The organism is Roseibium sp. QJM3NY_11 (assembly GCF_056173175.1).
In genome coordinates this window covers 3,897,515-3,921,419 of the sequence record NZ_CM149660.1, presented here as the reverse complement: position 1 = coordinate 3,921,419, position 23,905 = coordinate 3,897,515, and the positions used below count along the sequence as shown (strand labels likewise).

Annotated in this window: 19 protein-coding genes and 1 tRNA gene; 12 read left to right on the top strand and 8 right to left on the bottom strand. The window is 60.8% G+C overall.

Features of this window, described 5'->3' with window-relative positions; all coding sequences use genetic code 11:
* Window positions 1-92: 92 nt before the first annotated feature.
* Window positions 93-1,127 carry a GlxA family transcriptional regulator gene (locus tag AC0VX3_RS17980; protein ID WP_342894131.1) on the bottom strand — a complete coding sequence of 345 codons (1,035 nt, stop codon included), beginning with the start codon at window positions 1,125-1,127 and terminating at the stop codon, window positions 93-95.
* 403 nt (window positions 1,128-1,530) lie between these two features.
* Here AC0VX3_RS17980 and AC0VX3_RS17975 point away from each other — a divergent pair, with 403 nt between their 5' ends.
* The 6 genes from AC0VX3_RS17975 (at window position 1,531) to AC0VX3_RS17950 (ending at window position 8,520) form a co-directional block, all read left to right on the top strand.
* Complete coding sequence (locus tag AC0VX3_RS17975; protein ID WP_342894132.1) at window positions 1,531-2,343, top strand: ferredoxin--NADP reductase; 813 nt, start codon at window positions 1,531-1,533, stop codon at window positions 2,341-2,343.
* Between the two features lie 698 nt (window positions 2,344-3,041).
* A complete protein-coding gene (locus AC0VX3_RS17970) occupies window positions 3,042-3,569 on the top strand; it encodes a hypothetical protein (protein WP_475521658.1) in 528 nt (175 codons plus the stop codon).
* Between the two features lie 492 nt (window positions 3,570-4,061).
* Window positions 4,062-5,885, top strand: coding sequence for an N-acetylneuraminate synthase family protein (locus AC0VX3_RS17965; RefSeq protein WP_475521657.1), 1,824 nt, complete (start codon window positions 4,062-4,064; stop codon window positions 5,883-5,885).
* Window positions 5,878-6,909 (top strand): GDP-mannose 4,6-dehydratase, encoded by a 1,032-nt coding sequence (locus AC0VX3_RS17960; protein ID WP_475521656.1) that lies wholly within the window; start codon window positions 5,878-5,880, stop codon window positions 6,907-6,909. Before AC0VX3_RS17965 ends, AC0VX3_RS17960 begins: the two co-directional genes overlap by 8 nt.
* A 1-nt stretch (window position 6,910) precedes the next feature.
* Window positions 6,911-7,606, top strand: coding sequence for an acylneuraminate cytidylyltransferase family protein (locus AC0VX3_RS17955; protein WP_475521655.1), 696 nt, complete (start codon window positions 6,911-6,913; stop codon window positions 7,604-7,606).
* 35 nt (window positions 7,607-7,641) lie between these two features.
* Complete coding sequence (locus tag AC0VX3_RS17950) at window positions 7,642-8,520, top strand: class I SAM-dependent methyltransferase (protein ID WP_475521654.1); 879 nt, start codon at window positions 7,642-7,644, stop codon at window positions 8,518-8,520.
* A 193-nt stretch (window positions 8,521-8,713) separates the two neighbouring features.
* Here AC0VX3_RS17950 and AC0VX3_RS17945 read toward each other — a convergent pair whose 3' ends face one another.
* Complete coding sequence (locus tag AC0VX3_RS17945; RefSeq protein ID WP_475521653.1) at window positions 8,714-10,570, bottom strand: tetratricopeptide repeat protein; 1,857 nt, start codon at window positions 10,568-10,570, stop codon at window positions 8,714-8,716.
* Window positions 10,571-10,727: 157 nt separating this feature from the next.
* Here AC0VX3_RS17945 and AC0VX3_RS17940 point away from each other — a divergent pair, with 157 nt between their 5' ends.
* Window positions 10,728-11,036: a hypothetical protein gene (locus AC0VX3_RS17940; protein WP_475521652.1), complete on the top strand. Its 309-nt coding sequence runs from the start codon at window positions 10,728-10,730 to the stop codon at window positions 11,034-11,036.
* Window positions 11,037-11,380: 344 nt separating this feature from the next.
* On the opposite strand, the gene AC0VX3_RS17935 is transcribed toward AC0VX3_RS17940, so the two are convergent.
* Window positions 11,381-11,455: transfer RNA gene (locus AC0VX3_RS17935), tRNA-Val, on the bottom strand.
* Between the two features lie 144 nt (window positions 11,456-11,599).
* Here AC0VX3_RS17935 and AC0VX3_RS17930 point away from each other — a divergent pair.
* On the top strand, window positions 11,600-13,570 hold the full coding sequence (locus AC0VX3_RS17930; RefSeq protein WP_475521651.1) for a DUF4139 domain-containing protein: 1,971 nt from the start codon (window positions 11,600-11,602) through the stop codon (window positions 13,568-13,570).
* On the opposite strand, the gene gph is transcribed toward AC0VX3_RS17930, so the two are convergent.
* Both gph and AC0VX3_RS17920 read right to left on the bottom strand, forming a co-directional pair.
* Window positions 13,557-14,237: a phosphoglycolate phosphatase gene (gene gph, locus AC0VX3_RS17925; protein ID WP_475521650.1), complete on the bottom strand. Its 681-nt coding sequence runs from the start codon at window positions 14,235-14,237 to the stop codon at window positions 13,557-13,559. The two genes, AC0VX3_RS17930 and gph, sit on opposite strands and share 14 nt — an antisense overlap.
* A 140-nt stretch (window positions 14,238-14,377) precedes the next feature.
* A complete protein-coding gene (locus AC0VX3_RS17920) occupies window positions 14,378-16,021 on the bottom strand; it encodes a methyl-accepting chemotaxis protein (RefSeq protein ID WP_475521649.1) in 1,644 nt (547 codons plus the stop codon).
* A 351-nt stretch (window positions 16,022-16,372) separates the two neighbouring features.
* Here AC0VX3_RS17920 and rpiA point away from each other — a divergent pair, with 351 nt between their 5' ends.
* From rpiA to gor, 3 genes are all read left to right on the top strand, one after another.
* Entirely contained in the window at window positions 16,373-17,065 is a 693-nt protein-coding gene (rpiA, locus tag AC0VX3_RS17915; protein WP_475521648.1) for a ribose-5-phosphate isomerase RpiA, read from the top strand.
* Window positions 17,066-17,116: 51 nt separating this feature from the next.
* Complete coding sequence (locus AC0VX3_RS17910) at window positions 17,117-17,635, top strand: DUF2059 domain-containing protein (protein WP_342894144.1); 519 nt, start codon at window positions 17,117-17,119, stop codon at window positions 17,633-17,635.
* Window positions 17,636-17,916: 281 nt separating this feature from the next.
* Window positions 17,917-19,293 carry a glutathione-disulfide reductase gene (gene gor, locus AC0VX3_RS17905; protein ID WP_475521647.1) on the top strand — a complete coding sequence of 459 codons (1,377 nt, stop codon included), beginning with the start codon at window positions 17,917-17,919 and terminating at the stop codon, window positions 19,291-19,293.
* A gap of 82 nt (window positions 19,294-19,375) precedes the next feature.
* Here the strand turns inward: gor and AC0VX3_RS17900 are convergent, their stop codons facing one another.
* Window positions 19,376-20,902: a sensor domain-containing diguanylate cyclase gene (locus AC0VX3_RS17900; RefSeq protein ID WP_475521646.1), complete on the bottom strand. Its 1,527-nt coding sequence runs from the start codon at window positions 20,900-20,902 to the stop codon at window positions 19,376-19,378.
* Between the two features lie 377 nt (window positions 20,903-21,279).
* The gene (locus tag AC0VX3_RS17895) at window positions 21,280-22,491 is read right to left on the bottom strand and encodes an aminotransferase class V-fold PLP-dependent enzyme (RefSeq protein WP_475521645.1); all 1,212 of its coding nucleotides are present in this window, start codon (window positions 22,489-22,491) and stop codon (window positions 21,280-21,282) included.
* Window positions 22,492-22,544: 53 nt separating this feature from the next.
* Between AC0VX3_RS17895 and AC0VX3_RS17890 the strand changes: the two genes are divergently transcribed.
* The gene (locus AC0VX3_RS17890; protein WP_475521644.1) at window positions 22,545-23,144 is read left to right on the top strand and encodes a gamma-glutamylcyclotransferase family protein; all 600 of its coding nucleotides are present in this window, start codon (window positions 22,545-22,547) and stop codon (window positions 23,142-23,144) included.
* Between the two features lie 21 nt (window positions 23,145-23,165).
* Here AC0VX3_RS17890 and AC0VX3_RS17885 read toward each other — a convergent pair whose 3' ends face one another.
* On the bottom strand, window positions 23,166-23,897 hold the full coding sequence (locus AC0VX3_RS17885; protein WP_348143533.1) for a VIT1/CCC1 transporter family protein: 732 nt from the start codon (window positions 23,895-23,897) through the stop codon (window positions 23,166-23,168).
* Window positions 23,898-23,905 lie beyond the last annotated feature (8 nt).

The window sequence follows — 23,905 nt, the reverse complement described above, 5'->3', positions numbered from 1 at the left end:
ACGTATGCGAAAGGACGCTGTCAGATCCTGTGAACAAAAAACGCCGCGGCTCGACGCGGCGTTTTCCGGTCCGGTACCTTGTCGCCGCAAGCCTATTTGGCGACGAGGCGCATCGGCGTGGCGGTGCCGACACCGGATGTCGACTTGGTATTGGCCCACTGATAGGACTGGCGTTCCTCGGTCGGTGTGCACAGGAACCGCTCACGGTAGCATTTGGTAAAGTGAGACGTGGATGCGAATCCGCAGGCCAGGGCAACGTCCAGAACCGGACGGCTGGTCCGGCGCAGGAGGTCGCGGGCGGTCTCCAGCCGAAGCCGGAGGTAGTACTGGCCGGGGGTGCAGTTGAAATGCCGCCGGAACAGCCGTTCCAACTGGCGCGGTGACAGGTTGACGGTCATGGCCAGTTGCTGGCAGCTGAGCGGGTCCTCGATATGCAGGTCCATGATCCGGATGGCGTCGAGGATCTTGGCATTGGAAATGCCGGTCCGCGCCTCGATGTCGTGACGCTGCGCGGATTCGCCCGAACGCATGTTCTGATAGAGCGCGACTTCGGCAACCTCGTGGGCCAGATAGGCGCCGTGCTGGATCGCGATCAGACGCAGCATCATGTCGAGCGAGGCCATGCCGCCGGCGCAGGTGATGCAGTTGCGGTCGATCGCGAAAATGTCGGAGGTCACTTCCACATCCGGAAACTCTTCGCGCAGCGAGCGCAGGTTTTCCCAGTGAATGGTGCAGCGGCGCCCGTCAAGCAGATGGTAGCGCGCCAGGAGGTAGGCGCCCGTACAGATGGCGCCGAAGGTCCGGCCCATGGCGTTCAGACGGCGCAGCTTGTTGCCGAGATCCGCATTCAGCGGCAGCCGCTCGACATCGATCCCTGTACACAAAAGTGTAACATCGGCATCGTGAAGTTCGCGAATAGATTTTTTTACTGCGACTTCGCATCCGTTGCTTGCCAACACTGAATTCCCGTCAAGGGAATAAGTTGTCCAAGCGTAGTATTCCCGGCCAAGCAGCCGATTTGCTATGCGAAGGGGTTCGATCACGCTCGCGAAAGCGTTCATGGAAAAGCGGTCCAGGAGCACGAATGCTATGGTCTGGCCTGTTTCTTCGTGTGCGTGTCCAGACATTTACTTTGCCTCATAGGAAGGTATTATTGAAGCTAGTCTTTTGTTTGTAGTAAGCTTTGCAGCTTTTATTTATGTGTCAAATAAAAAAGACGAATTGCGCACTATTTCTACAGGTTGTCATAAATGGAGCAGAGGCGTGACCAGGCTGCTGCGCCCTGTGTCGGCCGGTTGCGGGAGCCTGTTGCGGGAGACGGCTGCCGGGGTGCGGTGCCTGTTTGCGAGGCACGGCTGCGCCTGCCAGACACCAAAATCATGGGTCCGTACCCTGAAACCTGACCGGCATTAGAATGTTTTTTTTGCGTCAAGCCGGTTTAGGGGTTCCGGGTTGCTTCAAGTCAATGCGTGAGTGGTGCTACATGGGTCATGATAGATTGTGTGCTATGACCCACGGACCCCGATTGATATGAATGTACTTGCCAAACCTGCCGATCTCGAAGACGCGGCTCCGGCCAACGTTTTCGTCGAAGAGGTGAAATCCGTCCAGCATTACACGGACCACCTGTTCCGGTTCCGGATGACCCGCCCTGCGAGCTTCCGGTTCCGCTCCGGCGAATTCGTCATGATCGGCCTGATGATCGACGGCAAGCCGCTTTACCGCGCCTATTCGATCGCCAGCCCCGCCTGGGACGAAGAGCTTGAATTCTTTTCCATCAAGGTGCCGGACGGTCCGCTGACCTCGCACCTGCAGAAAATCCAGCCCGGCGACGCCGTGCTGATGAAGAAAAAGCCGACCGGCACGCTGGTGAACGATGCGCTCGTTCCCGGAAAGCGGGTCTACATGTTCTCCACCGGGACCGGCATTGCGCCTTTCGCCAGCCTGATCCGGGATCCCGACACCTATGAAAAATTCGACCAGGTCATTCTCACGCATACCTGCCGGGAAGTTGCCGAACTGAAATACGGCGAAGACCTCGTGAACGAGACCATCAACGATCCCCTGATCGGGGAATTCGCAAAGGACAAGCTGGTCCACTACACCTCCGTGACCCGCGAGGATTTTCCGCGCAAGGGCCGCATCACCGATCTGATCAAGTCCGGCAAACTGTTCGAGGATCTCGGCGTGCCGCCGCTCGATCCAGCCATCGACCGGGGCATGATCTGCGGCTCCATGGACATGCTGCGCGATACCAAGGCATTGCTTGAGGAAGCGGGCCTTAATGAGGGCGCCAACAACAAGCCGGCCGAATTCGTGGTTGAACGGGCGTTTGTCGGCTAGACTTCGGACTGATTTCCAGTATCAGGCGGTTGCAGCGGGGCAGAGTGCCGCAAGAACGTTCCTGATGTTGCGGTCTTGGCAGGTCGCTATCAATTGCGGTTGGTATGCGCCTGCCTTTTCCACCATGTGCGACCCGGCGGGCTCTTGCCGCCGTGCGATTGGTCATGATCACGAGAGCCGGCCGCCATTTCGCGGACGGGTGTCCAAAACCGTTGTCCAGACAGCCTTCTCAGCCCATCGAACGAACCGATTGTAGAGGGTTTTCCCCGGGCCGCAGGCTTCCGGGGGATCGATCCTGCGACCGCCAGTCTTTGAAGCCAATCTTTGAACGTGCCGGTCTTTGAACTTGCCAGTCTTTGAAAATGAATTCTGCCGCTGATCACCTGCCGGTCATCAACACGCGGCTTGCCACGCGGTTCGGCTGGCAGAAATGGCGGCAGCTTTGAAAACTGTCCTTCTTTGAGCCAGAAACCCCCTCAGACATCGCCAAACTCCCATTCAGGAGTTTGAATAAGACTCTATCTGAATTGCAAATCCATATTAAGGTTCCCAGATGTACTATGCGGCGGCCTGTGCGAGCAGAAGAGGCCATCAGGCGTCGCGACCGCTTTGGGTACTGATCAATTGCCGAAAGGTGAACCAGCACGGGAACGCCGGTTTATGAAACGAAAAATTTGGATACAGGAGATTTTCCAAACATGCAGCTCTCTAAAATAACTGCAACGATGATGGCTCTGAGCCTCTTCGGCGCGGGGATAGGACAATCCGCGGCGGTGACTGCAGTTCCTCTTGCCGCTTCCTCGATAAATGCCGCTGCGCCAGATACGACTTCGGTTCATTCCGGGTTTGTGCAAATCGCTGAAAGAAAACGTGAAGTCCACAAACACAATAATCACAACAATAAAATCAAGAACAACAATGTCAACAACACGAAGATTGACCGCAATATAAACAATAAGAATGTCAACCGGAACGTGAATAACAAAACCGTCAACCGGAATGTGAACAATAACACGGTCAATCGGAATGTGAACGTGAATGTTGTTAACCGTCCGCGTGGGTGGCATGGCCAATACTGGGGCGCAGCCGTATTCGGCGTAACCCTCGGAACGCTTATCGTCGTTGCGGCGAACACACCACCGCCGGCACCTGATCCGACACTTTGCTGGACGTGGAGCAACAGCGCCATGACCGAAGGTTACTGGTATTATTGCACAGGGGGCTGAACTCGGTTGCGCTTGCCGTTTCAAAAGTGGGAACGACCTGAAAGCGTGATTGTATGGGGCCGTGCCCTAAGTCCAAACTCAACTTAAAGAACCCCTTGGAGGGCTTGTTCCGGTCCGCCGGCAAAAAGCATCGCGGGTCCTGGCCGATGCTCCGCATCGAGCTGGGACACGCTCCTCGTGGATGGCTCTCGGATCACGGTCGATCAGGGTCTTGTTTGATGAGCTTCGGAAGACTTTGTTTTTACCAGAATCAGAAAGGCCGGATCCTTCCGGCCTTTTTTGCATTTCACGGTCAATTCGGGGCAATGACTGCTTCAGGGGGGCATTCGCGCCGAAGAAACGCTGTCAGGACCTGCTAATCTGTGGAAGGTGAGGTCCAAGGAGGCGGTATCAATATCAACTGCTTAGTGCTTGCCATACTGTTTTGGCCAATGCACGTCGCAAGGCATGGCCTCTTTTACGAAGGCTTGGGTCCGGTTTGGGTTTCTCGACATGAAAGTTATCGCTGAACTCGGCATCAACCACCGCGGATCTTCAGGTGTCGCAGAACAGCTGATCGATATCGCCGCGGACGCCGGAGCCTGGGCCGCGAAGTTTCAGTACCGCGCCCGGCACGGCTTCTATCAGGCCACCGACGAAATCGGCGACGAAATCCTCAGCCGCGAAATCGATGACAGCTACATTTCCCCGGACACCGTGCTGCAGCTCGCGGACCGGATTCGGCGGAAGGGCATGGCTGCGGGGATCAGTTTCTTCAAGTTCGAGGACAGCGCCGATTTCGGCGACCGCATCCGGGAATTCGACTTTTTCAAGGTGCCGTCCGCGGAACTTCTCAACGAAGACCTGATCTTTTCCATGGCCGGGCTCGGCAAGCCCCTGATCCTGAGCACGGGCGGTCACGGCGAAGAAGACATATTCAGGGCGATCGAGGCGACGGCGTCGATCGCAGATGTCACTTACCTGCACTGCATCTCGAATTATCCGGTCCTGCTCGGCAACCAGCAGATGCGGTTCCTGCGGACCTTGCGGGCAAAAACAGGATCGGCCATCGGCTATTCAAGCCACGATCAGGACTGGGAGGTCTGTCTGGTCGCCGCCGCCAACGGGGCGACGGTGTTCGAACGGCATCTGACCATGGACAAGCTCGGCCAGGGGATCGACGACAGCTCGAGTTCCGATCCGCAGGAATTCCGCCGCATGTGCAAGCTCCTCAACGCCTATGACGATGTTCAGGGCAACGGCCGGCGCGAGGTCAACCAGGGCGAGCGCATCAACATGCAGAACCTGGGCTCGTCCCTTTATGCAAGCCGGGACATAGCTCCCGGCGAAACGCTGTCCGCCGACAACACGGTGGTCAAGGCCCCGCGCAAGGGGCTGACCTGGTCCGACGTCAAACGGCGCGGGACGCCCGCGGTCAGGCGGCCCGTTGCGGCGGGTGCGGCTGTATCCGGGCTTCATTTCAGCGAAGCGAAAGCGCCGCTCGAAGACGCGCTGGTGGCCTTCTGCGATGACAGGCAGCTGTCGATCCCGCTCCGTCTGCATGATGCGGAAGTCCTGCAAAAGCGGTTTCCGATCCGCAACAACGAGCTGCATCTTTCCTGTCAGGAAGTCCGCAGCTTCGGTGAGGACATGGCGGCCGGCCTCTCGCAGCTTGACCTCAGCCGCCATTATTCCATTCACATCCCCGACTATATCGACAGCAAGACCCTGATCGATCCGCTCGCCGGCGATGACCGCATCCGCACGGGAAGTCTCAGGATCATCGAGACCTGCGTGGATCTGGCGCTGGAGCTTCAGGCGAAGACCGGCGCCACTGTGCCGATCGTCGGCAGTTTCTCCCGATTGCGGCCGGAAGGAAAAAAAGACACCTATCTGCGCCTGCGCGACTGTCTGGAGGAAACCGGCAGCGCGCGCGGCAGTCCGATCTATCCGCAATGGCTGCCGCGCATCGCCTGGTATTTCGGCGGCGCCGATGTGCTCGACATGTTCTGCGGTGCCGACGACATCGATGTTGTCGTCGAGATCGGCATGGAACTCTGTCTTGACCTGTCGCATCTGATCCTGTCCGCCAATTATGCCAAGGACGACTGGCGGCAGTGGTGCGACCGGCTGATGCCGCTGGCCAGGCACATTCATATCGCCGATGCCACCGGCATCGACGGCGAGGGCATCGAGTTCGGCCGGGGAGACCTCGGCGACCCCGGCGTTTATCTCGACGGACCGCAGCGCAAGGTTCTGGAAGTCTGGCAAGGTCACCTGTCCGAAGGCGACGGGTTCGACAACGCCATCCGGCAATTGGGAGAAAAACATGGCTAAGGTGCTGATCACCGGTATTTCCGGGCAGGACGGGGCATTTCTGGCGCGGGCGCTATTGGAACGCGGCGACGAGGTCTGGGGTGCGATGCGGCGCGGAAGCACGTCCAAGACCGGCCGGCTCAAGGAGCTCGGCATTCGCGAGAAGGTCAAGTTCTGCACACTTGAGGTGACCGAATTTGCCAATGTGCAGAGCGTGCTGAACGAGATCCGTCCGGAGCTGATCTTCAACCTCGCGGCCCAGAGTTTCGTCGCCGACAGTTTCCAGTTCCCGCATTATACGTCCGACGTGAACTACATGGGGGTCCTGAATATCCTGGAAGCCATGCGTCTGCTCAAGCTGGATGCGAAGCTCTACCAGGCTTCGACGTCGGAAATGTATGGCGATGTTCTGGAAAAACCCCAGACGGAAAAGACGCCGTTCAATCCGCTGAGCCCTTATGCGGTGTCGAAACTGGCCGCGCATTCCCTGGTCGTGAATTACCGGCAGGCCTACGACATGTTCGCCACCTCGGGCATCCTGTTCAATCACGAGTCCGAGCTCAGGGGCTATGAATTCGTCACCCGCAAGATCACCAGCTGGCTGGCGCGCATCAAGCTGCAGAACGCGGAAGCCATGCCGCTCGGCAACCTGAGCAGCGTGCGCGACTGGGGCTATGCGCCGGAATACACCGACATGATGATCAAGATGCTGGATCATGACCGGCCCGACGATTTCGTGATCTCGACCAACACCGAATACACGGTCCGCGAGTTCCTGTTCATGGCGGCGCAGGAAGTCGGCTTCGATCTCCATTCCGAAGGCGAGGGCGCTGAAGAGAAGTGCTACGACCGAAAGACCGGCCGTCTGATCGCCTTTGTCGATCCCCGCTATTTCCGGGCGTCCGATGTCGTCTACCTGCGCGGCGACAACACCAAGGCCCAGGAAGTCCTCGGCTGGAAACCCGAAGTGCTGGCGCCCGATATCGCGCGACGCATGGCCATCTACGATCTGAAGAAGGCCGCCGTCGACATGCCGGGGCTGTAGCATGAGCGAACGCGTCGTTGCGGTGATCCCGGCCCGGGGCGGCTCGAAGGGCATTCCCGGCAAGAATATCAAGCCGTTTCTGGGTCTGCCCCTGGTGGCCCATTCGATCCGGGCGGCGCTGGCCGCCGGAACGGTTTCGGAAGTCGTCGTCTCGAGCGACGATGACGGGATCCTGAAGACCGCGGAAGACCATGGCGCGACGGGCCTGAAACGGCCGCCGGAGATCGCCGGGGACGAAGCCTCGTCGGAATCGGCGCTGCTGCACGCGATTGCCGCCCATCAGGGGTGCGCGGACGCGGACACGCTCGTGATGTTGCAATGCACTTCGCCGTTGACCACGGCCGGGGAAATCGATCTGGTGGTGCGCGCTCGCGCCGCCCTGGCAGCAGATACGGCGTTTTCGGTGGTCGATGTGCATGCGTTCTTGTGGGAGATCGCGCCGGACGGCAGCGGCATCGGTGTCAATCACGATGCTTCCAGGCCGCGTCAGCGCCGCCAGGACCGCCCAAAGCAGTTCCGCGAGACCGGCGCGATCTATGCATTGCGCAAGGCCGGTTTCGGAGAGGCTGGCCAGCGGTTTTTCGGCTGGAGCGTTCCCGTGGTCCTGCCGGACGCGCCGGAAATCGACCTGGACACGCCGCGCGACTGGATTGCGCTGGAAGCCTACGCGAAGGCGGCCTGCAGGACGCCGGACTGAAGTCCGCCGCAAATGGCTGAAAAAGGCAAGTTGTGATGACGAGCATCTTTGAAACACTGTCGCGGATCGGCGTTGCCGCCGAGGACAGCCGTGAAGTCTATTCCGCCGGGACACGCGACCGGGACGATGTCACCGTGTACCGGGACAGCCGGTCCGGTGTCATCTACATAGACGGCTTTTTCGGCGGCGACGAGGTTTACCGGGAGGGCGGTTACCGGGAAATCAATCTGGCGAATACCGGTGCCCGCGACTATGAAATCTCGCGGGACGCCGGGCGCCGCGCCGCTGCTTGCATGCCGTTCGTGTGCGGACGGGATATCGTCGATTTCGGCTGTGGCGACGGTGCCTTTCTGCGCGCGGTTCAAGGCACGACCGGCTCGTGTTGCGGCATCGAACTGCAGCGCGATTATGTCGACGCGCTGAACCGAGAAGGTATCGCGTGTCACACTTCACTTGACGTGCTGATGGACGACAGCATCGACACCGCCCTCAGTTTTCATGTCCTGGAGCATCTGCCGGAGCCTCTTGAGGTGCTGCGCGATCTGCGCCGGGTCCTGAAGCCAGGCGGAACCGCTGTGCTGGAAGTGCCGCACGCCAATGATTTTCTTCTCAAGGACCTCGATTGCGAAGCCTTCCGGTCCTTCACCCTGTGGAGCCAGCACCTCGTGCTGCACACGCGCGACAGCCTCAAGCGCCTGCTCGGCGAGGCCGGTTTCGAACAGGTCGTGGTGGAAGGCGTGCAGCGTTATCCGCTGTCCAACCATCTGACGTGGCTCTCGGCCGGCAAGCCCGGCGGCCACAAGTCCGCGCTTTCGGCTCTGGACACGCCCGAGTTGAGCGGGGCCTATGAGGCCGCGCTCAACAGGATCGACGCGACCGACACGCTGGTCGCAATCGCCCGCAATCCTGGTTGATCGGCATGGTGCGGGGCGTGTCCCGCAAGGCCGGGATGAACATGCCTCTCCTCCGGTGGGGACGGGGCTGAACATGCTTCAGAGGTCGCCCCGGCTCAGGTCCAAGTTCAGGTCCAAGTCTAGGTTCAGGTCGGGACGGCGTCAGGTGATGTGGTCCGCGCCACGCTTGGGCAGGGCTTCCCGAACCCGGTCCTCACAGGCCCAGGCGCTCGTTCCGCCGGTCCGGTGACCAGCTCTCCAGTTGACGGTCCATTTCCTTGATGATCTCGGGCACGAACTCGGCGCAGGCACGATCCGTGTAGGGCCGCATGTAGGTCATGGACGGGTACCACGGCGGGTTCGCCTGTCCCAGGTTAAGCGCCGCTTCCTGCTGTCCGAAGCGGATGGAGGGTACATTCAGGAGACCTGCCATGTCGGCCACGCTGGTGTTGGCTGATACGACAAAATCGCAGCAGGCCGTCAGTGCGGCCGCGCCCAGAAGATCGTCGAACAGATCGACATCCTCGAAACAGTTGAATGTTTCGGGGAAGCTGTTTTGGAAATAGGCGATTTCCTTGTCGATAGCCTTGTATTGCAGATTGACGAAAATGGCGTCCCGCGACGCCACCACAGGGGCAATGTCCGGTGCTGACAGGTAAAACCGGGCGCGGTTGGCAGCGAGGTTCTTCGAGCGCCAGGAGATGCCGATGACCGGTTTGTTTTCGTGGCCCGGCAGGCGCTTGAGATAGTCCCTTGCCCGCTCCTTCTCGAAGGAAAAGACCGGGCAGGGGGCGCGCCGGAACGATTCCAGATCGGGGCGGAAGAAATCCACGAGATCGGTGATGTTGGCATGCAGGTCATAGTCGGACAGGGTGGACCGCAGGTCCTTGTCCATGGCCGAGCGCCGGCACAGGGTTTGCGGGAACGAATACTGAAAGAACTGCGCACCCTTGTCGGAGAGTTCGACAATCACCTTGCCCGCCCGTGAAATCAGTTCCGGGAGCATCGTCCCGGCCCGCAAGGCATCGCCCAGTCCCTGATCGGACCAGACCAGAACGGTCTTGTCGGAGATGTCCTCGCCCTCCCAGGCGGGCACGTCGAACTTGCGGTCGTGTACCTTGGTGGACTTGTCCTCGAAACGGGCCTTGTGCAGCGCCCATCCGTTTGTCAGGTCGCCGTTTGCCAGATAGGCGAGCGACAGGTTCCAGTCGACCGTCCGGTTGTCCTCCGGAGCGTATTTCCTGGCCAGCTTCATCGTTTCCAGAGATTCCGCAGCCTGCCCGTTCATGAGGTAGGATACGCCGAGCGTGATCGCCTTGTGGTAATTGCGCGGATCGGAACTGAACGCCATTTCGGCATATTTCACGCTCTTGCGCGACTCGTTCATGGTGAACAGCAGGCGCGCGGCCTCGTGTTCCACGTCACTGTTTCCCGGAAACCGTTCCAGCGCCTCGGTGAGTTCGTATTGCGAAGGCTCGAATTGTTTCATTTTCAGGCGCGCACGGGCGCGCTGAATGAAGTTGTTCGCGTTGTCGGGTTGCAGCATCACCGCCTTGGTGAAAAAATTGACCGCGTGTTCTGCCTGGTCGGCTTCCATCAGAAGCAATCCGAAATTCTGATAGGCATCGACATAGTCGGGAAAATCGACGATGAGGCCCTGGAAAATATATTCGGCTTCCTGGTGTTCGCCCTTCCGGGTGAGCGCGATGCCCTTGATGTTCCTGGCCTCGCGTTCCTTTGGATTGAGCGACAGCGCCTTGTTGCTGAGCGCCAGCAGCGTTTCGGCTTCCGCGCCGACATCAATCATTGCCCGGGCGAGGTTGGCGTAAAAGGACGATTCCTTCGGATTGCTGGCAACCGCGCGCTGAATGTAGTCGATGGCGCGCTTCGGATAGCCGAGCTGCCGGTAGGTCACCCCCAGGAGGTTCAGGGCGTCGGGATGGTTCGGAATCTTCTTCAGCACCTGCTGATAGCAACGCTGGGCTTTTTCCAGCTCGCCGGCTTTTTGATAGTTCAAGCCTTTCAGCAGCTTCTCGAGAACCTTTTTCTGGGGAGCGGTCTGGACAGTCATCACGTCTCTGCTTCAGCGGGAATCACTTCGCGAGGATAGCAGGTGGGCGTCCGAAAGGCAGGGGAGGAGGTTTTACCGGGGCAATCCCCTGGGGATTGCCTTGGAACGGTGCCGCCGGACAGGGGCCACACGCCCCCTATTGCCGACGGAACTGCTGTTGCCGGAACTGTTGCCGCTGATGGCGTTGCGGCTGGTTGCGCTGCCGCCCGTAGGTCTGGCCACGATGCTGCTGGCGCTGGTAGCTTTCCCTGTTCGATGGCAGGGACGGCTGTCGAATTTGTCTCTGCCGCTGTTGCTGCTGCCGAATTTGCCGGCGTATCCGGTAGGCGTCCAGATCCTGCCGGCGGCGCATGTCGTCCAGTTCGCGCCGCATCTGTTCCAGGCGCTGCCGTTCCAGTTCGAGGATACGTCTTTGCTGCTCCATATTCGCCTGGGCGAGTTGCTGAGCATCCGCGGCGAGCGCTGAAACGGGCGTGAGGCCCGCCGGGACGCACAGCGCAAGCATCACGATGAAGGCCGGCGGGATGAGTGTCCGGCACCAGACCGACCGGAAGATGACTGTCTGAAACATCGAAGCGCTTGCTCGTGAGCCGTTGCTGAACCGGTTCCCGGTCCGGGAACCACTGCCGAAACGCTACCCCCGATTGCTTTCGCCGGGCATTCCATCTGGGAGATATGCCCAGTTATCCCGCTGAGGGCCGATCATGATTCATCTGATGGTCCGTTTCCGTCGGCCGGTAAGACGCCGGCTGCCCATCAGGGGCGCCGGAATGCGGCAACACTACTGAAAACACATCTGAAACTGGAAAATGGTGGGCGATACTGGGATTGAACCAGTGACCTTTCCGGTGTGAACGGAATGCTCTCCCGCTGAGCTAATCGCCCCAAGATCCGTGTGGATGGCGGGTGTCTAAGGGATGCCGCGGGGCTTGGCAAGTCCTTTTTGGCAGATGTCCGGGAGCCGGTTCCCGAAAAGGCCGCAATTAGAGCCGACGATCCGCGCGGGTTTGCATTTCCGGAGAAATTTTTATGATTTTGCGTGTTTCATCCGCCGTTTTCCTGCTGGTTGCCCCGCTCGCTTCGGCAACAACGGTCCTTGGGGCGGACAATGGTCCGATCACCTCCATCACCCTGTCCTCCGGCGGCCTGGCCGAGGTGGTGCGCCGCGCCGACATCGACAGCACCGGCCTGATCGAAATGACCGTGCCGCTCGACCAGGTCAACGACGTTCTCAAGAGCATCGTCGTCTTCGACGCCGCCGGTGCGGTCGAGGGCATTACCTTGCCGGGTCCCGACCCGCTTGCCGAGACCTTCAAGAATCTGCCGTTTTCGGTGGACGACCTTCAGTCCCCGGCGCGTTTGCTGTCGGCGCTGCAGGGCACGCGCGTGCGTCTCGATCGGGCCGGCGCCACTGTCGAGGGGCTGGTGCTCGGGGTCTCTGCCCGCGATGAGGGCGACCGGGGCCAGTCCTTCGTGGTCTCTGTTCTGAGTGACGGCCGCATCAAGGCGGTCGGGCTGTCCGCGGACACGGAAGTGACCTTCCTGGACGAGGATGTCCGGGTGAAGGTGGCCAGGGCGCTTTCGGCGGTCGGGCGCGGCAAGTCGGATGGCGCCCGCACGGTCGCCCTGAAGGTGGCCGGCGAGGGAGCCCGGCAGGTTGCCGTGTCCTACGTGGTGCCGGCGCCGATCTGGAAAACCGCCTACCGGGTGGTGACGCTGGCCGGCGACAAGGCACGGCTGCAGGCCTGGGCGGTTCTGGAAAACGCCAGCGGCGAGGACTGGGACAATGTCGAGGTGACCCTGTCATCGGGTGCGCCGGTGACCCTGAAGCAGCGTCTTCACGATCTTTACTGGAAGCAGCGCCGGGAAATTCCGGTCGATGTCTCGGCGGGATACGTGCCCCCGACCGATCCGGGCGCGGAACCGCAGTTCGACATGGCTGAAAGCGAGGCATTCCTGGAGACCCGGTCCCGGATCACCGGGCTGGCGGCACCTGCCGCAGCCCCGTCGCCCATGGCGCGCGACATCGCCAGAGCGTCCGTGGGGGAGGCGGTCGAGGGAGCCGTGACCGCGTCCTTCACCTTGCCCTGGCGCGTCAGCCTGGAGAGCGGCGACACGCTGTCGGCGCCGATCGTCGACAAGGTGGTGAACGCGGAGACCGTTTCGGTGTTTCAGCCGGAAAGCGGACTGGCCCACCCGGTCGCCGCCATCCTGATCGAAAACGAGACCGACACCAGTCTGCCCAGAGGAATTCTGACCGTCTACGACGAAACCGAAGGGTATGTCGGCGATGCGCAAATCAGCGGAATGCCTGCAGGCGAAAGCCGCATGGCCAGCTTTGCAACGGACAAGAAGGTGCGGATCGCTCAGGAAACTTCCGGCGACAACAGGATCGTCTCGATCAGGGTCACCGACGGAGTGTTGACTGCGGCTGTACGCGAATTGTCCGAGACGCACTATGCGGTCAAGGGCGCACCGGACGGGGACCGCACCATCATCATCGAACACGCCAAACGGCCCGGCTGGACGTTTTCCGCCGACAGGCAGATGGACAGCACTGCCACCCATCACCGGTTGAGGCTTGAGGTGGCTGCCGGCAAGACCGGAAAGGTGTCCGCGCTGCACGAGCGCACGCTTTCACAGACCTACGCATTGATCTCGACGGATGCGAACCGGCTGTTGCACCTGTCCCGGCAGGCTCCCGATGAGGAGACCGCCGCCAAACTGCGGGAGCTGGCCGGACTGCAGGCCGAAATCTCGCGCATCGAGCGGCGGATCCAGGAACTGCACCGGGACAAGGACGGCGAGACCGCCGATCAGGAGCGGCACCGGGCCAATCTGACGGCCGCCGGGCCGGGCGCGGATCTCTACAAGCGTGCGGCGCGCAAGCTTGAGGACTCCGAAACCCGCATCGAGGCCATCGACACCCAAATCGTCGCGCTGACGGATCGCCGGACAGAGATCCGCAAAACGCTGGGAGACGCGATCAGGACGTTTTGACGTCCGGAACAGCGAGGTCGGCGACGGCCCGGGAGAGGTCGTTGAAATGCGAGATCACCCGGTCGGGGCCAAGTTCGCTGACCGGGACGGGCGTATAGCCGAAATCGACCGCGATGACCGGTATGCCGGCGTTGCGGGCGGCGTTGATATCGGCGGCGCTGTCACCGATCATGATCGAGCCTTGCGTCCGGCCACCGGCGCGTGCGATCGCCCCGTGCACAGGCTCCGCATGCGGCTTGGCCCGGGCGTAGGTGTCGCCGCCCACCACGGCATCGAAATGCCTGGCAAGGTCGAGTTCGGCCAGCAGCGGCAGCGTCAGCCGTTCCGCCTTGTTGGTGCAGACAGCCAGTTTCCAGCCTTCCTCGCGGAACGCCTCCAGCGCTGTGACGACGCCGTCGAAGGGGCGTGTGTGAACCGCGATGTTCGCGGCGTAATGTTCCAGAAAATGGCCGAACAACACGTCGACATCGTCCTCGGTCCAGGCGATGCCGTTGAAGTCCAGGCCGCGCTGGATCAGCACTCTTGCGCCGAGACCGACCATGTTTGCCACGTCCTTCTGCGGCACCGCGGTATGGCCGGCGCCGGTCAGCACCACGTTCAGCGAGGCAACGAGATCTTCCATGGAGGACACGAGCGTGCCATCCAGATCGAATACCAGTACGGACATGAAGCTCCTCCGGGGGATTGTTTCCGGTGACTGACTAGCCGGAACGGCGGTGCTTCGCAAGGAAGGTTCCGGGGAACTCCGGCCGCCTGGCGTCGTTTCACGGGACCCACGGCGGAACGCCTTGTGTCAGCAGGAAGCGCCTACAGCTTGTAGGCCGTCCGGAACCCGCCCCAGTGGCGCCCCTGAACGATGATCGGGGCATCTATTTCCTTCATCCAGACGATGTTGCCGCCGCCCATGTCGCGCGCGTAGGACTGGATCAGGAACGGTCGTGTGTTGCGTGCGGCGCTGAGACCGGCCCGGTCGTCGAAGATCCGCTTGTTGCGGCAATTGGCGGTGTTCCAGGCCGGATCGTCGGGTCTTTGCGGTTTGGAATAGATCAGGTTGTGCACCGGCAAGTAGGCGTTGCGGTCAATGGCGACGCAGAACGCCATGTTTCGACCCGACCCGAGAATGTCCTGTTGGATGTCGGGCAGCGCCTTTTCCAGCTGGTGCAGGGCGCGGTTGGACACCTGAAGCGGATTGGTGCCGGAGATCGGCTGATAGTCGGTGTCGAACAGGTCGTCCAGGCTCAATTTCCGTTGCGCAACGAGATCCTCCATGGCGGCCGCGATGCGCGCGGCGCCGGACTGGACGAGGCGGACTTCCTCGGCGTGGCTGGCTTGAACCGCGGCGATCTTGCGCTCCAGCGCTTCCTGGAAACGGGCGTCCGGTTCGACGAAACAGGCGTGGCAGCCATGTTCCGAAATCGCGGCAATCCGGACACCGACGCGGCCAATTCCTTCCAGGTCTACCTGCACCTTGCTGCCCGGCTGCAACTTTTCGGCAATCTCCGACCTGAACAGGACGCCACCCTTCGAAATGTCCTGGGTCTCGAGCTTCGCGATTTCCGGGCCGCTGGTCACGGTGCCGGACAGCTTGACCGGAAGCCGGTCGTGGCTGCGCCGGTCACCGATTTCGGTTTGCCGGATCATCATGGTGAACCGCGACTGCAGCGCGCCCGAGGCAACGCTCATCTCGGCACCGGTCGCGCGCGCCTGTCTGCCACCTTCCTCGGCAGCAAGCGCTGCTTCGGAAATTTTCTGTACGGTCCGCACGACGTCATGGACGAACTCGGCGGTCTGCTGGGCCTGGTCCCCGATCAGGTTGGTGGTTTCCACCTGGGTCTGGACGGCTTCGTCCACGGCGGCAAAACTCGGCCGGATCTTGCCGATCACCTCGATGATCTGATTGACCGAACCAAGGCTCATCTCGGCGGAGTGGTTGAGCCGGTCGATATTGGAGACAATCTGTTCGGTGGCGGACTGGGTCTCGACCGAAAGGGCCTTGACTTCGCTGGCCACGACGGAAAAGCCACGGCCTGCTTCTCCCGCCCGCGCGGCCTCGATGGTCGCGTTCAGGGCAAGAAGATTGGTCTGTTTGGCGATGTCCGAAATCAGGCTGACAACATTCGAAATGTCGTCAATGGCGCTTTTCAGTTCCAGCACGCCCTGATTGACCTGTTCGGCAACGTCGCGGGCGTCCTGGGCGAGCTGATTGGAGACACCGACCTGCGAGCCGATCTCGGAGCTGGACGCGCTCAGTTCCTGAATGGATGAAGCCAGGCTGGTGGCGTTTTCGTCCGCGGCTGCGGACTGGTCGGCCAGCGACTGGCTGTCGCCGCGGATGGCTTCAAGCATTTCAGTCTGACTGACAAGCCGGTCCTGAACCTTTTCGGCTGCCCCGTTGATGGTCTTTGCGGCGACCTGCAGGTCGTCCTCGAGGCTGTCGAGAACAAAATTCATCTGCGTTGCGGCGGGCGCGGGTCCGGTGCTCGCCCCCGACTTCCTGTCATTTTCCTCAAGGTTAGGCAAGTCTTTGATGGTATTGTTATTTTTATCATGCTGTCTTGATTTAAGTCGAAGGATGTTCATTTGGCTATGTGCTTTCCGGTCCCTGGACATTTCGAAGCATTATTGAACTTCTATCTAAAGTGAGTGTTAATAAACTCCACAATTCGACATGGGGTGCGGGTTTCCCCGGCGAAGTGGGGAATGCCACTGGACCGGCGGATACCGGCCATGTTAAGCACCCGGCGGCCTGATGAAGATCAGCGGCGGCTACCTGTCAGCCAGCCGGGGCCCAAGGGATCGTGAATGAGCGAACAGTACAAGAAACAGGCAGCGGAGCGTGCCGCCGAAGACGTCACCTCCGGAATGCGGATCGGGATCGGCACAGGCTCGACGGCGGAGTTTTTCGTTCATGCGCTCGCGCACCGCGTGGCCGGCGGCCTGGACGTGATCGGTGTGCCGACATCGGAGCGCACACATGCGCTGGCCTCCAGCCTCGGCATCCGCCTCACGACCCTCGACGAATTGCCGGAACTGGATCTGACCGTGGACGGCGCCGACGAACTGGATCCGCGTCTTGCCCTGATCAAGGGCGGCGGCGGTGCGTTGCTGCGCGAGAAGATCGTCGCCAGCGCATCGGCTCGAATGATCGTGATTGCAGACGAAAGCAAGCAGGTCGAGACGCTTGGGCAGTTTCCGCTCCCCATAGAAGTCGTGCCTTTCGGACTGGAAGTGACCCGGCGTGCCATCTTGAAGGTCCTGGCGGATCTTGCGCTGCCGGGCGAGCTGGATCTGCGGGGAGGGCCCGACGATCCGTTCAGGACAGATGGCGGGCACTTCATTCTCGACGCCCGTCTTCGTGAGATCGCGGATGTGCGGACGCTGGCGGACCGGCTGGTCGCGATACCGGGCGTTGTCGATCATGGCCTTTTCATCGATCTTGCAACAAAGGCTTACGTGGCCGGCTCGGATGGGGTAAAGACCGTTCTGCCCATCTGAACAATGTGTTCGGCTTTTTGACCGTTTTGAAAGCCGCCTAGGAGTAGAAAAATGAATCTTATCAAATCTTTCCCGCGGGCAGCTGTTTTGGGCGCAGCCATGATGGCCGCAGGTTTCCTGACAGGCAGCGTCACAGCGCAGGAAGATGAACTGTCGGAAAGCCATATGGCCGCGGCCAAGAAAGTGGCGCTGGCAACCAAGATCCTCGAGCCGTTCGACGATATTCTGCCGATCCTTGCAGAACAGACCCGGACCGCCTTCATCCAGTCCGATCCGGCCCGCGCCGAAGAGGTCATCGAGGTGACACAGGACGTCGCCCTCAAGCTGGCCGGAAACAGGTCCGAGCTGAACGACCAGGTCTACAGGGTCTGGGCGCACAGCTTCACGGAAGAAGAGCTCAATCAGCTGGCTGAGTTCTACAACACCGAACTGGGCCAGAAACTGACGACGACGGTTCCCAGCATCACCCAGTTTTCCGTTGCTGTCGCGCGCGAATGGCAGGACAAGATCTCCACCGAAATGGTGACCATGGTCCAGGAAGAACTCGCCAAACGGAACGCGGCTGAGTGAAACCGGCCGTCAGCGGGGTCATCGCCTGCGCGGATGACCCGCGCGGGCACCGCACGAACAGGTGATGCCCGGTGTGAATCCGGCGTTGTGGGCCGCGCAAGCGGCCCAATTCTTTTTGTCGGGCGGAAGACCCGCCTGTGTACCGGGAGATCCCGGCCCGTGGCATTCGGGCGTCGGGGCTTGCAAGACGGATCCGGCTGCCTATGTGGGACGGACGCCTTGCGGCCCCGCACTGGCGACCGGGCCGGCCGGCAGATGCCGTCAAGACTGAAGAGGCGTTCATGAGCGACTACGATTACGACCTATTTGTTATTGGCGGTGGTTCCGGCGGTGTCCGCGCCGCACGGATCGCAGCTACCCATGGCGCCCGGGTCGGGATTGCCGAAGAGTACCGCTACGGCGGCACCTGCGTGATCCGCGGCTGTGTGCCCAAGAAGCTTTTCGTCTACGCATCCAAGTTCTCCGAGGAATTCGAGGATGCCGAAGGGTTTGGCTGGACCGTCGGCGAGCGGGGTTTTTCCTGGCAGAAACTGATTGCCGCGAAGGACCAGGAGATCACGCGTCTTGAAGGTATCTACCGGCGCAATCTGGAAAAGACCGATGTCGAAGTTCATGACAGCCGCGCTGTCATCGAGGACGCCCATACGGTGCGCCTGCTGACGACCGGCCAGAAGATCACGGCGAAACACATTCTGGTCGCGGTCGGCGCATCGCCGAATGTCGATACGGACCTGCCGGGTGCCGAACATGTGATCACGTCAAATGAAGCGTTTCATCTGGCTGAATTGCCGGACCGGATCGTGGTCGCCGGCGGTGGCTATATCGCCGTGGAGTTTGCCGGCATCTTCAACGGTCTCGGTGTCGAGACGACCCTGATCTATCGCGGTGAGGAAATCCTGCGCGGCTTCGATCAGGACCTGAGAACCACCGTTCGTCAGGAAATGGAGAAGAAGGGCATCCGGGTCATCCGGGAGGACACGTTTTCCCGGATCGAAAAACAGTCTGACGGTTCCCTGGTTGGGCACACCAAGGGCGGACAGGAGTTGAAAGCCGATCAGATCATGTTCGCGATCGGCCGGAACCCGCATACCCGCGAACTGGGGCTGGAAAAAGCGGGTGTGGACATGGACGCTTCCGGGGCCATCAAGGTCAGCGCGGATTCACGCACGAACGTCGCATCCATCTATGCGGTCGGCGATGTGACCAATCGGGCGAACCTGACACCGGTCGCAATCCGCGAAGGCCATGCCTTCGCCGACACGGTCTTCGGCGACAATCCCTGGACCGTCGATCACAGCCTGATCGCAACGGCGGTTTTCTCGCAGCCGGAAATGGGCACCGTGGGACTGACGCAGGACCAGGCACTGGAGCGCACACCGAACCTCGACATCTACAAGTCGAGTTTCCGGCCGATGAAGCACACCCTGTCGGGCCGTGACGAAAAGATGCTCATGAAGATGATTGTCGACGCCGACAGCCAGAAGGTGCTCGGCGTTCACATCGTCGGACCGGACGCGGGCGAACTGGCCCAGATCCTCGGCGTCACGCTGCAGATGGGAGCCACCAAGGCCGATTTCGACAAGACAATCGCAGTCCACCCGACAGCGGCCGAGGAACTGGTCACCATGCGCGAGCCGACGGAACGCCTGCGCGGGTAAGCGGTCCGGCCGGCGGCGCTTGGCGGTGCCCAGACCAGCCTCGACTGTCAGGACCCTGATTGATGGGGTGTTGAGGCTGGAATTATCCGGCAGGGCGTCCTGAGGCCGAGCGTAGCGGCGCTGCCTCGGGATCGTCGGCCTGATGCGGTATGTCCGAATAGAATGAAAACCGGTTGCGGCCCATTTTCTTGGAATGATAAAGGGCCGCATCCGACTGTATGATCATTTCTTCGGAAGTGGAGCCGTCCACAGGGGCGATCGCCACTCCGGCGCTCAGACCGACACGCGCTATCGTCCCGTCCGCCAGCGGCACGGGTTTGCTTCCCGCAGCGACCAGGGCCTCGCACAGTGGCACCAGAGAGTCCCTGGCGACCGGCCCCCTGTAAATCACCATGAATTCATCGCCGCCGACGCGGCAGACCAGTCCGGGTTTGCCGACGGCCGCGGTCAGCCGTTCGGCCATGGCCTGGATGACCGCATCACCGGCCGCGTGGCCGAACGTGTCATTCACCGCCTTGAACTTGTCGAGGTCGCAGTGGATGACCGTGAACGGTTTATCGGGCAGCAATTTGATCGCGTTTTCCAGCACGCGGTTGAATTGCAGTCTGTTGGCGAGACCCGACAAGGTGTCGTGCAATGCGAGATGGCGGTTCTGGCGCTCGCTTGACTGGAGCGACGAGGTCAGCTGACCGATCCGCCATGCAATTCCGAAGGCAAGCGCTCCAAGTGCGACGCTGAGCAGCACGATCACCGGAATGATCGTCGGCCAGATTGAATCGCCGACGCTCTGGCTTGTCCACGTAAAGGCCCCGAACGGTGTTCCATTCAGGTCGGATACCATGTGACGCGGGCCGTCAATTTGCAGGTTTTCTGTTTCGACGAAATCGAAATTCACGAATTCGAGCTGACTGTTCAACTGTTTGAGCAGAAGGTCATCGATGTAAAGCGCCGACAGGAGCATGGTCGGGGAGCCATTCGGAAGCGTGCTCTTGTAGGCATCCGGCATAATCGGCATCGCACCGAAAATGGCCGGTTTGCCGTCAATTCTGACAAAGCCCATAACGGAGTAATTGCTCGGATCGACCCCTTGCAGGGAACTGTGGCCGAACCCGCTGGGCACCCGCACGAGATTGCTCTGAAACAGTTCTTTCTGTTTCTCGAAGATGACTTCCAGTTCGGGCGTCTCGGCGATGGGGCGCTCGATGATGTGGGTGTAGTCTTCAAAGGATTCGGCGAGCACTTTGCCGCTGCCCGATATCAGCATGACCTTGCTGTGCCGGTATGTCGCCCAGAGCGTGTGAAAGCTGGCGCGCGCGTAGTTCTGATCCAGCGTGCGGACCAGTTTTCTGACGGATTCGTCCGACGCGGCAATGGTGATCTGTTCGCGGACGATCGCGCGCATGTGATGTGCAAGGGTGCTGTGGAACAGGCTTTCTTCGTTGGCCACGGTCTGCTGGCGCGAGGCATGCGAGGCGACCACTCCGACAAAAAGCAGCGAGACAGAGGTGACGGCAATCAGCAAGGCTGCCAGGATAAACGCGAGCCTTGAGATTTGTTGCCGTGGAACATTGACGGGCTGATCACTGTATCTGCGCCGAAATTCCGTCAAGCTGTGACCTTTATAGTTAAAAGTGACATTGTCGAAGTCTGAAGTTGAAGCAGCTAAGTGATTGTAGGCGTGAATACATTAACAAGTCGTGGGAATATTAAAAAAGATGGCCGGGAAAACTGGACTGTAACTTCCTGATCATCAATCAGGGGATGTGCTACGGAGAAGGACTTGAAAACGGCCCAGGTGTGATTTCCGAGAAAGTTGGCACTTTCTGTTGAAGGTTCGGGCCCGGTTGGTGACCGGGCAGACGCAGTGTCGGGAGCGAAGGCATCACCAAACCGCGCCGGCAATCCCGGACGTGTTCTTGCTGTCGGCTGCACGCCGTTCAGCGATACCATCAGGCGTCCTCCTGCCGGATCGGCTAGGGTCCGCGTTCAGAGGGGCACCGGCCCCTGGGCGGATTGTCCGAGCGCCTTGATGAAGTGTTCGATCTCATCCTCGGTATTGAAGGCATGGAGGGAGGCACGGATCACCGCGTCGAGGCCGCGATGGGGAAGATCTATCCGTGAGGAACTCGCCTTGCTGACCGAGACGTTGATCCCGGCTTCGGACAGGCGCGCCTTGGTGTCGTCGGGGTCCTCTCCGTCCAGTGTGAAAGTGACGATGCCACCCTTGCGGCGCCCCTTGTCGTGCAGGGCGACCCCTTTGATCGCGGAGAGTTCGGACCGCAATTGCGCACCCAGGGCGCAGATCCGGTTGCCGATGCGCTCCATGCCGAACCCGATCGCGTAGGTGGCGGCCACGCCCAGGCCGATCTGGCCGGCAACATAACGTTCCCACGTCTCGAAGCGGCGCGCATGTGGGACCAGTTCATAGGTCTCGTCATTGACCCAGACCGCGGACTGAAGGTCCACGAAGGGCGGTTCCAGCTGGTCGAGCACTTCGTCGCCGACATAAAGGAACCCGGTGCCGCGCGGGCCCCGCAGATATTTTCGTCCGGTTCCCGAAAGCATGTGACAGCCGATGCTGTCGACCGTGAGCGGGATCTGCCCGACGGACTGACACGCATCCAGCAGGTACAGGACACCGGCCGCGCGGGCAATCTCGCCAACGTCTTCGGCCGGATTGATCAGCCCGGAAAACGTGGGAACATGGGTCAGGGCAATCAGGCGGGTCCGGGGCGTGAGAGACGCCTTGAGGGCGGCGAGATCGATCTGGCCGAACTCGTCGTCTTCGATAACGTCGATCTCGATGCCCTTGCGCCGTTTCATCTGCAGCAGGGCGACGAAATTGGACACATATTCGGAGCGGCCGGTGACCACCCGGTCGCCTTCGCGGAAATCGATGCCGTAAAAGGCCATGTCCCAGGCGCGGGTGGCATTCTCGATATAGGCGATTTCATGGGGTTTGCAGCCGATCAGAGCGGCGATCCCTGTGTAGAAAGTGTCCAGTGCCAGGGTTGCTGCCGCTGCCGCTTCATAGCCGCCCAGACTGGCTTCCAGATCGAGATGCTGCTTGACGGCGCTCAGGACCGGCTCGGGAGCCAGTCCCGTGCCTGCGTTGTTAAAATGGATCCGCTGCCGTACACCGGGAGTGTCCTGCCTCAGGCTCTCGATGTCCTGGAGGGAAAGGGAAGGAACAATCATGAAAACTCCCGATACTGGAATGGGACAATGTACAGACACCGGACAAGCGCCAGATGACGATCACATATTTCGGTTATGGCTCCCTGGTCAATACTGACACGCTGGCCGCCGACGCAGAGGTCACGCCGGGACGCTTGGCGGGGTGGCGGCGTGAATGGAAGATTTGCGGCGAGGGGCCGGACGGGCAGGGGCGCTGTGCACTGTCGGTCCGGGAAGTGCCGGATGGCGCGATCCGGGGCGTGATGGCACGCGAGCCGCGCGCGCGCCTTGCCGACCTGGAGCGGCGGGAAAAGCGCTACGTCAAGGTTGACGCCGTCGGTCATGCCTTCCGCTGCGATGTCAAATCGAACAGGGGGCCGGACGACCTGTTTCTTTTCAGGGCGGCGCCGGAGCAGTGCCGGTGGGGCTCGGCAACCCACCCCATCCTGCAAAGCTATCTGGATTGTGTGCTGGCGGGATTTTTCCGGTTCTGGGGCGAGGCGGGTGTCGACCATTTTCTCGACACCACCGACGGCTGGCACGTGCCGGTCCTGAAGGATCGCGACCGGCCGCATTATCCAAGACGGATCACCCTTGCTCCGGATCTCGCCGATCTCATCGACAGCAAACTGTGCGCCCATGGCGTGTCATATCTAACGCCGGGCAACGGCTAGGGCGCGCGTGAAGACCCGCGACTAGCCGAGCCATGTCTGCAGGCCGTGGCCCGCGAGAAAGGCAATGGCCGCGGCCACCGTGCCGATGGCGGTGGTTTCCAGACCGCAGGAGATCCAGTGCCGTTGCGACCATCTGGCCCGGAGCGAGCCGATCGCGAAAAAGGCCATCACGGTCAGTCCGGTTGCTGTCGAAGCGCTCGCCGGTACCGGCAGGATGAAGGGCAGCAGCGGAATGGATCCGAACAGGACAAAGGCAGCGAAAGTGTACAAGGCCGCTTTCAGCGGATTTCTAGACGTGTCCGACAGCCCGTATTCGCCCTGCATCATTGTCTCTATCCAGGTCGTCTTGTTCGACGAGACCAGGGAGACCAGGGCTTCCAGTTCGTCGCCCTGAAACCCCTTCTGGTGGAAAATCTGGCGGATTTCTTCCCGTTCGCCATCCGGCGCCACAGCGATGTGCTTTTCCTCGATGGCCCTGAGGCGCGCATAATCCTCGTTTTCGGATTTGGAGCCGCTGTAGTTGGCCGCGGCCATGGAAAAGCCGTCAGCGAGCAGGTTGGCGATGCCCAGAATGAGGATCACCTTGGCGGACAGACTGGCGCCCACCGATCCGGCCACGATGGCGAAGGTCGTGACCGCGCCGTCGATGCCGCCATAGACCCAGTCCCTCAGATAACTGGCATCCGGTCCCGAGGACAGGCGGTTGGCAATGTCGGCGGGCCGGTGGCTGTGCTCCAGGCGTGGAGTTGGCATATGGCATC